The sequence below is a fragment of the Paenibacillus sp. 481 genome, assembly GCF_021223605.1.
In the GTDB taxonomy this organism is placed as follows: domain Bacteria; phylum Bacillota; class Bacilli; order Paenibacillales; family Paenibacillaceae; genus Paenibacillus_B.
Genome location: NZ_CP075175.1, coordinates 1,909,532 through 1,923,824, shown reverse-complemented (window position 1 = coordinate 1,923,824; position 14,293 = coordinate 1,909,532). Strand labels below are relative to the sequence as shown.

Sequence of the window (14,293 nt, the reverse complement as noted above, 5' to 3'; positions counted from 1 at the left end):
TTCACTGCCAAGCAGTGGACGGAGGGGCTTATATATGTTCGCTTATTATGCTTTTGCTTCTGCTTCAGTAAGCACAGATGTACAATGTCCGCAGCGTGTTGCCGCTAGAGGAATTTCAGACACACAGTATGGGCATGTCTTTGTCGTTGGCTCGGCTGGTGCTTCTTCTTTGCCCTTTTTGCTATGCCACATGTTCATGCCTTTAACGACGAGAAACACGCAAAGTGCAACGATAAGGAAGTCGATTACGACGTTAATAAATTGTCCGTATGCAATAACAGGCACGCCTGCTTGTTGGGCTTGGGCAAGGGAGTTGATAGGTTCACCTGTTTTACTTGCTCCTAAAGGAAGGAACAAATCTTTGAAGTTTACTCCACCCAAGACTTTTCCGATCGGAGGCATAACTAAGTCGTTCACGATCGACGTGACGATTTTGTTGAATGCACCACCGATGATAACACCGACCGCTAAGTCGATTACGTTACCGCGCATTGCAAACTGTTTAAACTCATTCAAAAAGCCTTTAATTTTGGAATCGGCCATAGTTGGCTCCTCCTTTCCATCTCTTCATTACATTTACCTTCTCATCACGTCTTCATGCAAAGAAGGACGAGAAATTGTATGCTACGCCGTTTTGGACAAACTGTCAATGGTGCTATGGTAGCACGTGCTTGCTCATAGTAAGCCTGACGCGGGTTTGAATGGGTCGTACCCATTATTTAACTATCAGCTTAAGGGTTAATGCTTGAAACAATTGCTGATAATCGACCGTAATAGTATCATAAATATGTAGACAACATTCCATTTGCAGTGCTTATTGACTTGGCGTTACATGAAATGGAAAATTTCAACCGATAACAGGAGGTTTATGCTATGTCTATGTTCAATCGTATGTTAGCTAGCATCGGAATTGGGTCTGCCAAGGTAGATACGTTGTTAGAAAAAGCACGTTATGCGCCAGGTGAAGAAGTACGCGGTGTTGTGAAGCTAAACGGTGGACAAGTTGCGCAGCAAATTGACGGTATCCGCTTACAGTTAATGTCACAATATGTGAAAGAAGTGGACGACAGGAAGACGACATATCAGCACGAACTTGCTCGTTTTCGTGTAAGCGATGCTTTCTCCATCCAAGCGAGTGAAGCGCGTGAAATCCCGTTCTCCTTTATTTTGCCGTCGAATGTGCCATTAACGATTGGAACGGCCCCTGTATGGTTGAAAACAGAGCTGGACATCCCTAGCGCCATAGATCCGACTGACAATGACCGTATCGAAGTCGTACCGACTGTTGAGCAAAGCATCATCATCGATGGTGTAAATCGACTCGGATTTCGTCTTCGCAAGGCAGAATGCGAATATGCAGCTCGCTTAGGCGGCTCTTTACCGTTTGTCCAAGAGTTTGAATTCGTGCCAACATCTCATTTCCGTGGTGATCTGGACGAATTGGAAATTATGTTCTTCACAACGGAACAGGGCATTGAATTGCTTATCCAAATTGACCGTCGCGCGCGTGGTTTCGCGGGTCTGTTTGCAGAGGCAATGGATATGGACGAAACATTTGTCCGTTATCGTCGCAGCTTAAAGGAGTTGCGTGAGCTCGGAGCAGAAGGATTTTCACAAGAATTGGCTGATATTATTCGCCGTCACCTATAAGATAAGAAGTTACTGTTGAACAGGGCCTCCAATGTGAAATCGGAGGCCCTGTTGCTTTTTTAAAATCGAATTATATGTTGTTATTGCCATTACTCTCATTACTGCACTGCCTGAACTTCCATTACTATCCATAATATCCGTGCTGCTTGTACTGCTACCCGTAACAACCTAACCTATACTACTTGTCCCCGCGATCCGTGTGCTTGCGTGGATGTATCTGCTTAGGTGGTTCAATCTTGCTATCTGCCTTCGGCACAAGCCGCTCATCCGTATGGCCTTCAGCATGGGTATCGTAAATAAACTCCTTCAATTCCCATTCCGTAGCTCCGAGCTGATGATCGGCCGGATACTTTTGTCCGCGATAAAGCAATTCCTCGCGTCCCCATTCATTTGCGTAAATGCCGTCAACTTCCACCCGTTCTTTCGATATCGGGTTCATGCCTGATTGTTGGTTCGTCATGCGGGCGTTTACTCCTTTCATGAACTGCGTGTTCAGCTGCAAATCATTCGACTTGGCTTAGTTGACGCTGATAAGCTGTTCATAATTTGCCCGCATCCGTTTCAAACTATTCTGGCTTAGATGTGATAGCGGGCCTCCAGCTTCTTGCCGCCATACCACAAGCCCAACAACACGACTAAGGCCACTATAATTCTCCACGGCTGAGTAATAAAGCCCTGCCAATCATGGCCAATAAACGCCATCATAAAAATCATGACTGATTTTCCGGCCATTACGGCAATCATAAACATGCGGAACGAAATCGTACTGATCCCTGCGGCCACGTTAATTATCGATGACGGTACGAACGGAAAACATAAGAGCAGGAAGAGGGGAGTAAATCCTTTTTCCTGCATCCACTTAAATAACTTTTGTGAAGCAGGCATCTTCCTTTGGATATACGCGCCGAACCTTCCACCGAATAGGCGGGCAAGCCAGAATATAGCGAAGGCACCTGCACAGCAGCCAATCCATGAATATAAAAAGCCAAGCCCTAAGCCGTACGCAGCCGCATTCGCCATGACAAAGACGATCAACGGTAAAAATGGCAGGAAGGCTTCAATAAAAGGGAATAGAATGCCTGGCAACGGCCCTAATTCGGAGTATTGCTTCAGCCAATCCGCAACTTGATGCCTATCAATTTGTTTAAGCATGGTAATAAGTTCACTCATCCACTCCCACATATAACCATATTCACCTCTCCCATTTTTTCGAAAAGTTTAATTTTAAGGCTGCTCCTCTATGTAGTTAGCGTTCTGCAAACCAGCGTGAAGGGAACAAAATATAAATAATGGCGATGACAGCAAACAAGCTGGCACTCACCCATACGACCGTTGAAGCGGCAAAATAGCTGGCAATAACGCCCCCTAGCACAGGGCCGATTAGCACGCCGATCCCTTCAACCGTTGATAATAAACTCCATCCTAACCCCTTTTGCTTAGGTGGGACGTATAATGCAAGTAGCGCATTCCAAGCAGGTAATACAGCTGCATATGAAATACCAAGGATAACCGCCAGTGCGTAGGCCAACGGAATCGACGGTGTTAATGATAGTGAAGCTAGTGTAATAGCAAAAATCGAAAATCCTATCACTAAAAATGGCTTGCGCCCCTTATGATCCGACCATTTGCCTAGCGGAACAAGTCCTAACACGGTACAGCCTCCACCTATGAGCAGCAATACGGAGTATTGGCTACTTGATAGGGATAACGTTTCTGAGGCAAACGTAGGTAAAATAGGGACGAGCATACTTGCTCCCAATGTTTGCAGCACCATGCCTGGCAGCAGCGGCTTCATTGCACTGATTCGTTCCCGTAGTGCTACCCATTGCTCTTTGAATGGAACAGGGGAAGCAGGTGCTCCAGTGTGCACACCTCCAGAGATGAAAAAGCTAAGGCCCCATGCGAGTGCTGACAAGATCAAGATCAGCAGGAAAGCAGAACGTGGACTGAGATCAAGAATGACATTTAATACGACCGGTCCTGAACCCATTCCGACAAGCCAAATCATATATAAAAAACCCATCTGTGCTGCACGCTGTTCTTCGTTGACCTTGGTGAGGCAAACGAGCCAAATGGGAGATATTCCTACACCATATAAGGCAGCTGCAAGCACAAATACCCATGGATTCTCTCCAAAATAAAACAGACTTACGCCAATTAAGGATATCAGTAGCCCGATGTTAATGATGAGCCGAGATGATAGCCGATCAAGTAAATAACCGATACCAATTTTAAGAATCGTATCTGTTAAGTAATGAGCTGTAATCGCAGTCCCGATAATCGCTAAACTGATATGAAGTACGTCTTTTCCGTAAATAGGGATAAAGCTGACGATCGTAGCTCCTCTAACGAACTCCACCATAAATAATATGACGGCTAACAGCGCAATTTCTCTGCCTAGTCCAAGTGCTCGTAAACCTTTCACTGTCAACGCTCCTTTTATCTAGCTGTTTAACATTATAACGATTGATGACAAGACTTGCCAGTAAGCATAGCCTTTTGACAGCTTACATTACTGTAAGCAATCAGAAAAATAAAAAAAGTTGCTTGTTAATGACAAGCAGGCAGCAAATGTTCTTCAATCCATTGCCTAGGATGACGATATCTATTTACATGAGGATTAGACGCAAAAACAAGGGTCAACCCGTACTTTGGAATCACGTAAATAATTTGACCTCCATGGCCGAGTGCGTAGGCGGCATGTGTGTAGGTCTTTTTACGGGCACAGCGTAGCCGCTGAATCCACCATTGATAGCCGTAGTGCCCGTATGCAGGCAGCCCTTCAATTTGTTGCTTGAGAGACTCGCGCACCCAGTTTGCAGGGATTATAGATGTCGAGGTTAGGCTGCTATTGTTGTTATTGACGTTGCCGATGCTGTTGCAATCGACGTTGCTACTGCAATTGATGTTGCCGTTACTGTCGCTTTTATTGTGCTCATGGTGCCATTGACCTTGATTTAGGAAGAGTTGGCCGAATTTGAGCATATCTCTGCCTGTTAATTCAAGGCCGATATGGCCGGCAGCATCATCGTCAGGTGATAGCTGCCAGCGATAATTGGTAATGCCAAGCGGCCCGAATAAATGCTGCTCTGCGAATGTGTCCGCGCGCATACCTGTAATACGGGTGAGTAATACAGATAGAAGATGGCTATCGATACTGCGGTACTGAAATTGACCGATTGAATGTGCGCGTACAGGTAAACGAAAAGAAAATCCTCTCCAGCTTGAGCTTTGGTGGAAGCGCTGAATCCATTGTTCGCCAAGTCGTTTGCCAGTGTGCCACATGAGTCCAGAGGACATGGACAGGAAGTGGCGTATCGTCAATTGCTGCCATAACGGATCAGCAGCAGAACGTTTGTGATGAATGGATTCGAGTAATGGCAAGACAGGAATCTCGACATCATGCATGCGATGTTGGTGCATGGCGATGCCCAGCAAAGCGGCAATAAAGCTCTTAGTTGCAGACCGCAAGTCGTTTAGCGCTTCTGGGGCACCATCATTACGATATATTTCAGTAATGAGACGTTCGTTCCGAGCTAATAAGAAACAGCGTAGCCGAGGAAACAAGGGGTCAAGCAATGCAACTGCAGCCTGTAATTGATTCGTATCGATATTAACTTCAGTCGGACAGCTAGGTTTCCACTCGTTTACATATATTGTAGACGAAACATTTTGGGGTATTTGAGCGTTTATCATTTTAATTAGACACCTCGTCATAACAATTAGAATTTAAATTATGTCATATGAATGGGGCTATGCGTCAACAATTGCTGCTATAATTATCATGTCCAACGTATAAATAGACGAGTGATGTTGGTGTGTTTTTGCAGTACGTTTGAATATGATATAATAGGGCTAAAAGGTTGCAAATTCCAGTAAGTGAAGCGAAGAGTCTCAAGTTGTACTCCAGTCGGAGCATGATCTACAACGCTTTGGGAGGGAATTTTCATGGCAACAAAAGGTCACAACGAAGTGAAGGAAAGCTTGTTGGAGATGACTCGCATCTTCCGCCCGAAAAATCCACGGAAGTTTGTGAAGGAATATATCCGGAAGTATCGGATAATGGGAGGCTATGAAGACGAATTGACCCAATTAGTGGAGAATGAATTGGGGAAATTGGACTCCAGCGTGTCGTAGATCAGGAGTAAACACAATATATAAATATACAGGCGCACTGTTTCGATGTAGTGCGCCTCGTGTATGTCGCTTATTTGTGGGTGCTCGCGTCTAGCTCACTTACTATTTACTGATTTTGCTCATCATTTTTCATATAGACCACACATACAGACTATTCATACAAGCTATGCATACAGACCATTCCGTTCATACATACATGTGATTGATTAACGTAATGAAATACTTATTTCATTTATTACTTGCTGCATTTGCTACATGTGCTCCTGTTTCAACTGTTCGGCTACCTAAAATGGTCGCGAAGCGTCCGTTCAATCTCAGCGCGGTCAGCTTGTAATTGCTGTTGCGGGTACGCACGCATCACATAGTGCGTCAACTCGTTGTACAATGTGCCATTGGCGCTCACGTATACACGGCGGACGCCAGGTATATATTTGCGCACGCAGACACTAACGGTTTGCTTTAATTCATGTGACAAACCGTCGCTCTGTCTAGAGCTAAGCTGAGCGCTGTGCGGGGTGACGATCTGCGGCGTAGTCAAGCCAGGCTCCCGTGAGTAGGGTGCACTTTGTTGACTGGTAATGCCTATTTGCTCGCGTGAAGCTCGTCCACCGCGACCTTTCGTACCTAAGCTACCAGCCTCTAGTGTAACAGAGGCAAATGCATCACCGTCCATGACGATGACATGGGCGACATCAATTCCTGCTAGCTTGCTAACGGCAGTGCTAGTCGTTTTGTCTGCACGAACGCTGCCAGATTGCCCAGAATGGGGCTGTATGGACTTCGTCCGTGTGGAGTGATCATACATGGGATTCGCCCACGGTACTGATTGCTCTAAATCACCTCGCTCCGAATATGCTCGCTCTTCAGCAATTCGAGAATCGCGTGTCATGCGGTCTCCATAGTTGCCCAATGAATGCCCGCCACGCTCTTTACCGCTATCCGCGCGGTACTCCGCACAGGCTGTTGCCATGAGACAAAGGATAAATATGGCGGAAAATATGACAATCTTGTGAACTGTCGCATGCCTTTTTGATGTAAACATCGAATTCAAGGAGATCCCCCCTTATTTCATTTGTGTATTATTCCGAAATAACAGATAGATTATTCTAATTGGTGATTGGTGCTGAAAAGAGGGTGTTTTAACCGACATAAAACGACTTATTTCGACATGAACAATGCATGAAACCAAGCCGCCTGAAAGCGTTTGCAAGTGTTGATTTTATGGGAAAAACCATGTTTCTGAACACTTTGTGAACTCGGCGGGAATCATTGACAAATAAATATATGGAAATTATATTAAGGGTAGTGATTGGTTTCATTGACAGGATTACGACATCGAAGCTTGAATGACGACCTGCTTTTCTTTGTTCAGTCAAGGATTGGAAAGGCTTACGCGTCTACTGAAATAGGTCAAGCAGCCCTTCATTTCTGCAACAATTGCGTATATGTTCACTAACTGTGGACAGTATGCTTATGGTGCAGAGTTTTTGAATGGGCAAAGAGATGTGCTAATCTGCGAAAACGTAAAAAGTGGGGTTGATCAATGATGAAACGGTGGCATGCTATGAAACGACTCCTTCCGTTGTTCGCCGGACTCGTCTTGCTCCTGAGCGCTTGCGGTCGCGAGGATTTATCCACTCTCAACCCGCAAGGCCCTATAGCGGAGAAGCAATTAGGATTGATGCAGTTGTCGATTACGATTATGACTTTTGTAGTAATAGTTGTATTCGGTATCGCTATTTACGTCGTCATCCGCTACCGTAGACGGCCGGGATCAAACGAAATTCCGAAGCAAGTTGAGGGAAGTCATAAGTTGGAGATCATTTGGACGGTTATTCCGATCATCCTTTTGGTTATTTTGGCAGTTCCAACGGTTAAGTATGTATTTGAATTTTCAGAAGACTACAGTAAAGACAAAGATGCAGTTAAGGTCAAAGTTACATCACACCTTTACTGGTGGGAATTCGAGTACCCAGAGTATGGCATTATTACTGCTCAGGACTTAGTTATTCCTACAGGTAAGAAAGTTGCTATTGAGTTGAAGACGGCTGACGTTCTTCACTCTTTCTGGATTCCTTCTATTGCAGGTAAGATGGATACGAACCCAGAAGGCAATAAGAACAAAATGTACATCGAGACGAATCGTGATGGCGTATTCCGCGGAAAGTGCGCAGAGTTGTGCGGACCTTCCCACGCATTGATGGACTTCAAAGTGAAGTCGGTCAGCAACGAGACATTTACAGCATGGGTAAGCGACATGAAAGGCGAAGCGAAGCCGTTTTCTGACGATGAAGCATTGAATGAAAAGTTCAAACAAAACTGCTTGTCTTGCCACGCTATCGATAATGCACCTTCTATGGGTCCTAACTTGAAGGGTATCGGAAGCCGGGAGTCGGTTGCAGGTATTTTGCTAAATCGTGATAACGAGAACGAACCACTTGACCAAGCGAAGATGGAAGAGAACTTGCGTGAGTGGATCAAAGATCCAGAGAAACATAAGCCAGCTAACAAGATGCCAGCTGTTCCACTGACAGATTCAGAGATGGACGCTATCGTTGATTACTTGGCGAACTACAAGTTGGATTCTTTGAAGGCGATTAATAAGCAGTAATATTTATAGTAGTATTAGCATCTTCTAGGGAGGTAACGACCTTGGCTCATACGGTAAAGCGGTATACCGGCTTGATGGATTGGCTGACGACGGTCGACCATAAGAAGATTGGCATTTTGTACCTCATTGCCGGGGCGTTTTTCTTCGGTATTGGTGGTATTGAGGCCATCCTCATTCGTATTCAGTTGATTCAACCTATGAACGACTTCGTTGACGCTCAAACGTTCAACGAATTGATAACTATGCACGGTACAACGATGATCTTCCTTGGTGTTATGCCGATCATCTTCGCACTTATGAATGCGATTGTTCCATTGCAAATCGGGGCGCGCGACGTTGCGTTCCCGTTTCTTAACTCTCTAGGCTTCTGGACATTCTTCTTCGGTGGATTGCTCTTGAACTTGAGCTGGTTAGTAGGCGGTGTGCCTGACGCAGGTTGGACGGCTTACGTGCCGTTGTCCAGTACAGAATACAGCCCGCATCACGGGATGGACTTCTATACGATAGGACTTCAAATTTCCGGTATCGGTACATTGCTTGGTGGTATTAACTTCTTGGCGACAATCATTAACATGCGTGCGCCAGGTATGACGTATATGCGTATGCCAATGTTCACATGGGCATCCTTCATTACGTCAGCATTGATTTTGTTCGCTTTCCCAGCTATTACAGTTGGTTTGATTTTGCTGACGTTTGACCGTTTGTTCGGCGGAAACTTCTTCTATGTTCCGAACGGTGGTAGCGTCGTATTATGGCAGCACATTTTCTGGATCTTCGGTCATCCAGAAGTATATATTTTGATTTTGCCAGCATTTGGTATTATCTCGGACGTTATTAGCACATTCTCACGTAAACGTTTGTTCGGTTACAGCTCGATGGTATTTGCGACTGTACTGATTGGTTTTTTGGGCTTCATGGTATGGGCTCACCACATGTTTACAGTTGGCTTAGGTCCAGTCGCGAACGCATTGTTCTCCATTGCAACGATGCTTATCGCAGTACCGACGGGTATTAAAATCTTTAACTGGTTGTTCACCATGTGGGGCGGATCAATCAAGTTCACATCAGCGAACTTGTACGCAATCAGCTTCGTACCTACATTCGTTATGGGTGGTGTGACGGGCGTTATGCTTGCGTCTGCACCAGCTGACTTCCAGTTCCATGATACGTATTTTGTAGTAGCGCATTTCCACTACGTTATCGTTGGTGGTCTTGTACTCGGTTTGTTCTCCGGTCTCCATTACTGGTGGCCGAAAATGTTCGGTAAAGTATTGCATGAAGGTTTGGGAAAAGCTACGTTCTGGATGTTCAATATCGGTTTCCAATTGACGTTCTTTGTTCAGCATTTCCTCGGCTTGACAGGTATGCCACGCCGCGTATTTACATACTTGCCAAACCAAGGCTTTGATACGATGAACTTGGTAAGTACAATCGGTGCTCTTATGATGGGTGTCGGTGTACTGATGTTCATGTACAACGTTGTCATGACGACGATGCAGAAGCAAGTTGTTGCTGACGATCCTTGGGAAGACGGTCGTACATTGGAGTGGACGATTCCTTCTCCACCGCCAGAGTACAACTTCAAGCAAACTCCGCTTGTACGCGGTTATGATGCTTGGTGGAAAGAGAAGATGGACGGCAATAAAGAGATGACACCAGCTGAACCACTTGGTGACATCCATATGCCAAACGCTTCTATCTTGCCATTCGTTATGTCTGTCGGCTTGTTTATTGCCGGATTTGGCTTTATGTTTGCAAAAGATGACTTTGGTCAAAGCACATTGAACTTCTTGTTCAATAACCATATTGTAGCAATCTTCGGTTTGGTTGTTACGTTCGGAAGCATGTTCCTTCGTTCCGTTATCGACGATCATGGTTTCCATATTCACAAGGAAGAGTTGGAAGAAAAGGGGGTTAAACAATGAGTGCACCCGCACATCACGAAGGCCAATGGCCCCATGAACCGGAAAAAGCGACCTTAGAAGGTCGTAACAAGGTACTTGGCTTCTGGTTGTTCCTTGGCGGTGAAGCAGTATTGTTTGGTACGTTGTTCGCAACGTTCCTCGCCCTACGCAACAATATCGGTGATGGCCCTACAGCTGATGAGCTGTTTAAGCTTCCGATTGTTGCTATTGCAACAGCTATCTTGTTGATTAGTTCCTTGACGAGCGTGTTTGCCGTTCAGGCTTTGCATCAAGGCGATAAGAAGAAGATGCTTAACTGGCTTATCGTAACCGTTATTTTAGGCTTCGGATTCTTAGGCTTAGAGATTTACGAGTTCGTAGAGTACTATCATTTAGGACACACGTTTACAACTAGTGCGTTTAGTACCGCGTTCTATACGCTAGTTGGTTTCCACGGCGCGCACGTTGCGTTCGGGGTAGCGTGGATTACGATCTTGATTGTGCAAGTATACAAAAAAGGACTAAACTTCGTAACGGCGCCTAAAGTGTACATTTCAGCAATGTATTGGCACTTTATTGACGTCGTGTGGGTATTCATCTTTACCGTCGTTTACTTAATGGGAAAGGTGGCGTAAGTGAATGGCAGCACAGCATACGGTTTCGGATAACGAATCAAAGCGTCGTCATAAGCACGAAGGTCCACAAAAGCATATTGTCGCATTTATTATCTCCGTAGCACTGACATTGATCGCATTTGCGGCAGTCGGTTCTGTTGGAGAAGTAAACACGACGTTTATCATTGTCATTTTGCTCGTCATGGCTGTTATACAAGTATGCATTCAAATGGGATATTGGATGCACATGAAGGATAAAGGGCATATGCTTCCGATATTATTTATGTTCGGTGGCGCTTTTATCGCCTTCACTGGTATCATTATGGCTCTGTTCTGGGTATGGTGGTAAGCAGGTTATTCGATGATATAATGAAAAAGAGGGGACGCCGACAGCGTCGCCTCTTTTTCCGTAATAGCCCAAAATGTGGCGAAATGGTGGCGACTAACGGCTGAAAGGAATGATTTAGTATGTTCGGTTTAACGCAATATTTTAGTTTATACGATTTATGGAGTCCGTTACTTCTCCTTTCTGCGGTACTCGTTATCATTTTGTATTTAGGGCTTACGGGTATATATCGAAATCAATTTATAGGTTCGGCTCCCGTACCGCTGAAACGGAAGATTATGTTCATCATTGGCATACTGCTCCTTTACTTAGCGCAGGGTGGACCTATTTATATGATGAGCCATATGATGTTCACGTTTCATATGATACTCATGTCGATTACGTATATTATCGTGCCACCGTTACTTTTGTTAGGTATACCGGGTTGGTTATGGCGCTTCTTGCTGGAACGGGCATGGTTGAAGAAGTTGCTGCCACTCACGCATCCGATCTTATGTGCAGTGATGTTTAACGCATTTTTCTCTATCTATCATGTGCCTGATGTACACGATTTCTTAATGACGAATTATGCGGCTCATATTAGCTATTACGTCCTGTTGTTCGTAACGGCGCTGCTTATGTGGTGGCCTGTCGTTAATCCCGTTCAGGCTTGGACTCAAATAGCGGATGTTAAGAAGATGGGCTATATCTTTTTGAATGGCGTGCTTATTACGCCAGCCTGTGCGTTAATTATTTTTGCATCTGACCCGTTATATGCTACTTATAGCGACAAGGATGCTTGGATAGAAGCGATGGGGTATTGTATTACAGGCGATCCCGCAGTAGTGCTGGCGTCGTTTGATGGACCGCAATTTTTCAACTGGTTTAACGTAGTGGAAGACCAACAGCTCGGCGGAATCATTATGAAGTTGGTACAAGAGATCGTATATGGTCTGATCTTGGCCTACGTGTTTAAGCAATGGTTCACACGTGAAGGCAAAGATGATGACGATTTTGTGGCATCCACTCCAAAAGAGCGGTTGAATGAAGTTTAATGCTTTATAATGGATACGTACGTAGACTTCCCTACATAGGAAAGCCTACCTTGCTAAAGATTAAGAGGAGGGCGTTTAATCCGTGGATCTGCACAATCTAATGCCTGCAATGAGCACGACACTAATTGTAACAAGCGCAATTCTCGTTGCAATCGGTTGGGCGCAAATCGTAAAAGGCAAACGCGAAGCGCATAAGAAGACGATGATGTATGCAGCTGTAGCAGCACTAAGTTTCTTTATTATTTATGTGTCCCGTACTATTTTTGTAGGAAACACAAGCTGGGGCGGGCCAGACGATTTAAAACCGTACTATTTAGTATTCTTATTGTTTCATATTGTGTTGGCAACAGTCGCCGCTGTATTCGGCCTAACGACTTTGTATACAGGATATAAAGCAAAGTACAAAACGCATCGTAAGCTTGGTAGGGTGACGTCGATTATTTGGTTCGCCACAGCGATCACAGGCGCGACAGTATATACGCTGTTGTATGTGTTGTATCCGGGCGGACACACAAAACCAATGATTGATGCTATTTTTGGGCTATAGTACATCTAGCGCTATCCAGTGCTACATCGTGCTAATCAGTGCTAAACCGCGTATTTAAACAATCCGTTTTCAGGACAAGCAGTTATTGCCTTGTTCCTGTAAACGGGTTGTTTTTTTATATCCGCTAACGAATTTGTGATTCCAGCTATTGACACCGTGTATATACAGTCATTATACTGTGTATAAAGATATACACAGTAAGCACACTGGGCAGCACAGTCAGATCACTGTATTGCTACACTGCTGTCTGATAGGGGGAGAGGGATCGTGTTGAGTAAACTTGTTAAAGATTCTTGGATGCTTGTGCGTACAGATATTTCCCGGTTTCGGTACGGATTTTTGTTAACGCTAGTGTTTACTTTGTATATGAGTGGTATCGCGGCTATCGGTTTTTTCGGAGTCAATAGATCCGAGGAACACTTTAGCGTCATCAAGTGGACATTTGATTTTACGGTGTTGTTAGCTCTACCTAGCTTCGGTTTTTTCTTTTCGAGTAGATCTACACGCTTTATGAAAGAAGATACGTACACGAAATGGAATATGAAGCTTAGAACGCTACCTATCTCGTTGCAGACAATTGTAACGGCGCGAATTATGCACTTCTTTCTAGCTTTAGCAGTGAATTTCACCTTGTTCTTCGGTGTTCAATACACGATACAAATACTTGGAGCGGACTATTTTAATAATGAGCTTGTATTCACACTCAACAATAGCGCGACCGTATTACTTATTTTGCTGGCATATTCGATTGTTACGGGCACGATGTATATAACAATGGAAGTTTCAAAGCAGGGTAAAACGTATGCATGGTTTACGTGGGGGTATATGGTTGTTATTTCTATCGTCACTGGTGTTATCAGTTATAGTGGAGGCAGCATTTTAGCTTCGATTATGGTTGTCGCAAATCAATACGCTTGGATCGGTGGAGTGATTGCACTAATCGTGAGTGTGCTAGCCGTCGGGCTTGGGTATAAGACGATGTTTAGAGCGTTAAGAAGACGCGATTTTGTATAGATGTAGTGGAATGTAGAGTAGAGCATTCAGAGTAAGGGAGGTGGTCCAAGCGGTGTTTATTCCGATACAAATTAATGAGCATAGTGCAGAGCCGCTATACGCTCAAATTGAGCACCAATTGCGCGGATTAATATGGAGTGGTCACTTAGCAGAAGGAACATTGCTACCTTCCATTCGGGAACTGGCAAATCAAGTACAGTGCAGTGTCATTACAGTACGACGTGTATATCAGGACTTGGAGGCGGAAGGGTTGCTACGGACAAGACAAGGGACGGGAACATTTGTAGCACAAGTTCAAATCGATGAGCGTGATCGATTCAAGCGGAAGGCGGTAGAGGAAGCGCTTGAGACAGCCGTTAGTGCGGCTCAGCGTGTACAGATGAAGCGATCGGAACTAGAGGAATTATTCGTAGAGGTGCTTCAACGAAAGTGGTAG

Annotated in this window: 16 protein-coding genes; 10 read left to right on the top strand and 6 right to left on the bottom strand. The window is 44.8% G+C overall.

Features of this window, described 5'->3' with window-relative positions; translation table 11 throughout:
- Positions 1–45: 45 nt before the first annotated feature.
- A complete protein-coding gene (mscL, locus tag KIK04_RS08265) occupies positions 46–543 on the bottom strand; it encodes a large conductance mechanosensitive channel protein MscL (RefSeq protein WP_232277790.1) in 498 nt (165 codons plus the stop codon).
- 330 nt (positions 544–873) lie between these two features.
- Between mscL and KIK04_RS08260 the strand changes: the two genes are divergently transcribed.
- Positions 874–1,650, top strand: a complete 777-nt coding sequence (locus KIK04_RS08260) for a sporulation protein (RefSeq protein WP_232277789.1) — start codon at positions 874–876, stop codon at positions 1,648–1,650.
- 178 nt (positions 1,651–1,828) lie between these two features.
- Here KIK04_RS08260 and KIK04_RS08255 read toward each other — a convergent pair whose 3' ends face one another.
- From KIK04_RS08255 to KIK04_RS08240, 4 genes are all read right to left on the bottom strand, one after another.
- The gene (locus KIK04_RS08255; RefSeq protein ID WP_232277788.1) at positions 1,829–2,110 is read right to left on the bottom strand and encodes a transposase; all 282 of its coding nucleotides are present in this window, start codon (positions 2,108–2,110) and stop codon (positions 1,829–1,831) included.
- Positions 2,111–2,226: 116 nt separating this feature from the next.
- The gene (locus KIK04_RS08250) at positions 2,227–2,832 is read right to left on the bottom strand and encodes a TVP38/TMEM64 family protein (protein WP_232277787.1); all 606 of its coding nucleotides are present in this window, start codon (positions 2,830–2,832) and stop codon (positions 2,227–2,229) included.
- A 64-nt stretch (positions 2,833–2,896) separates the two neighbouring features.
- On the bottom strand, positions 2,897–4,075 hold the full coding sequence (locus KIK04_RS08245; RefSeq protein ID WP_232277786.1) for an MFS transporter: 1,179 nt from the start codon (positions 4,073–4,075) through the stop codon (positions 2,897–2,899).
- Between the two features lie 125 nt (positions 4,076–4,200).
- A complete protein-coding gene (locus KIK04_RS08240; RefSeq protein WP_232277785.1) occupies positions 4,201–5,346 on the bottom strand; it encodes a serine hydrolase domain-containing protein in 1,146 nt (381 codons plus the stop codon).
- Positions 5,347–5,598: 252 nt separating this feature from the next.
- On the opposite strand from KIK04_RS08240, the gene KIK04_RS08235 reads away from it, so the two are divergent.
- Entirely contained in the window at positions 5,599–5,787 is a 189-nt protein-coding gene (locus KIK04_RS08235; protein WP_232277784.1) for a hypothetical protein, read from the top strand.
- Between the two features lie 280 nt (positions 5,788–6,067).
- Here the strand turns inward: KIK04_RS08235 and KIK04_RS08230 are convergent, their stop codons facing one another.
- Complete coding sequence (locus tag KIK04_RS08230; protein WP_232277783.1) at positions 6,068–6,757, bottom strand: hypothetical protein; 690 nt, start codon at positions 6,755–6,757, stop codon at positions 6,068–6,070.
- A gap of 573 nt (positions 6,758–7,330) precedes the next feature.
- Here KIK04_RS08230 and coxB point away from each other — a divergent pair.
- From coxB to KIK04_RS08190, 8 genes are all read left to right on the top strand, one after another.
- Positions 7,331–8,398, top strand: a complete 1,068-nt coding sequence (gene coxB, locus KIK04_RS08225; protein ID WP_232277782.1) for a cytochrome c oxidase subunit II — start codon at positions 7,331–7,333, stop codon at positions 8,396–8,398.
- Positions 8,399–8,472: 74 nt separating this feature from the next.
- Entirely contained in the window at positions 8,473–10,323 is a 1,851-nt protein-coding gene (gene ctaD, locus KIK04_RS08220) for a cytochrome c oxidase subunit I (RefSeq protein WP_232278656.1), read from the top strand.
- A complete protein-coding gene (locus KIK04_RS08215; protein ID WP_232277781.1) occupies positions 10,320–10,937 on the top strand; it encodes a cytochrome (ubi)quinol oxidase subunit III in 618 nt (205 codons plus the stop codon). The genes ctaD and KIK04_RS08215 overlap by 4 nt, the downstream gene beginning before the upstream one ends.
- A gap of 4 nt (positions 10,938–10,941) precedes the next feature.
- Complete coding sequence (locus tag KIK04_RS08210; RefSeq protein ID WP_232277780.1) at positions 10,942–11,265, top strand: cytochrome C oxidase subunit IV family protein; 324 nt, start codon at positions 10,942–10,944, stop codon at positions 11,263–11,265.
- Between the two features lie 119 nt (positions 11,266–11,384).
- The gene (ctaG, locus tag KIK04_RS08205) at positions 11,385–12,296 is read left to right on the top strand and encodes a cytochrome c oxidase assembly factor CtaG (protein ID WP_232277779.1); all 912 of its coding nucleotides are present in this window, start codon (positions 11,385–11,387) and stop codon (positions 12,294–12,296) included.
- Positions 12,297–12,378: 82 nt separating this feature from the next.
- On the top strand, positions 12,379–12,843 hold the full coding sequence (locus KIK04_RS08200) for a DUF420 domain-containing protein (protein ID WP_232277778.1): 465 nt from the start codon (positions 12,379–12,381) through the stop codon (positions 12,841–12,843).
- 267 nt (positions 12,844–13,110) lie between these two features.
- On the top strand, positions 13,111–13,857 hold the full coding sequence (locus tag KIK04_RS08195; protein WP_232277777.1) for a hypothetical protein: 747 nt from the start codon (positions 13,111–13,113) through the stop codon (positions 13,855–13,857).
- 52 nt (positions 13,858–13,909) lie between these two features.
- Positions 13,910–14,293 (top strand): GntR family transcriptional regulator, encoded by a 384-nt coding sequence (locus KIK04_RS08190; protein ID WP_232277776.1) that lies wholly within the window; start codon positions 13,910–13,912, stop codon positions 14,291–14,293.

Excerpts from the sequence above, each read along its gene's own strand:
- mscL (WP_232277790.1), bottom strand. The coding sequence starts at position 543 with ATGGCCGATTCCAAAATTAAAGGCTTTTTGAATGAGTTTAAACAGTTT.
- KIK04_RS08260 (WP_232277789.1), top strand. The coding sequence starts at position 874 with ATGTCTATGTTCAATCGTATGTTAGCTAGCATCGGAATTGGGTCTGCC.
- KIK04_RS08255 (WP_232277788.1), bottom strand. The coding sequence starts at position 2,110 with ATGACGAACCAACAATCAGGCATGAACCCGATATCGAAAGAACGGGTG.
- KIK04_RS08250 (WP_232277787.1), bottom strand. The coding sequence starts at position 2,832 with ATGTGGGAGTGGATGAGTGAACTTATTACCATGCTTAAACAAATTGAT.
- KIK04_RS08240 (WP_232277785.1), bottom strand. The coding sequence starts at position 5,346 with ATGATAAACGCTCAAATACCCCAAAATGTTTCGTCTACAATATATGTA.
- KIK04_RS08235 (WP_232277784.1), top strand. The coding sequence starts at position 5,599 with ATGGCAACAAAAGGTCACAACGAAGTGAAGGAAAGCTTGTTGGAGATG.
- KIK04_RS08230 (WP_232277783.1), bottom strand. The coding sequence starts at position 6,757 with ATGGCAACAGCCTGTGCGGAGTACCGCGCGGATAGCGGTAAAGAGCGT.
- coxB (WP_232277782.1), top strand. The coding sequence starts at position 7,331 with ATGATGAAACGGTGGCATGCTATGAAACGACTCCTTCCGTTGTTCGCC.
- ctaD (WP_232278656.1), top strand. The coding sequence starts at position 8,473 with ATGGATTGGCTGACGACGGTCGACCATAAGAAGATTGGCATTTTGTAC.
- KIK04_RS08215 (WP_232277781.1), top strand. The coding sequence starts at position 10,320 with ATGAGTGCACCCGCACATCACGAAGGCCAATGGCCCCATGAACCGGAA.
- KIK04_RS08210 (WP_232277780.1), top strand. The coding sequence starts at position 10,942 with ATGGCAGCACAGCATACGGTTTCGGATAACGAATCAAAGCGTCGTCAT.
- ctaG (WP_232277779.1), top strand. The coding sequence starts at position 11,385 with ATGTTCGGTTTAACGCAATATTTTAGTTTATACGATTTATGGAGTCCG.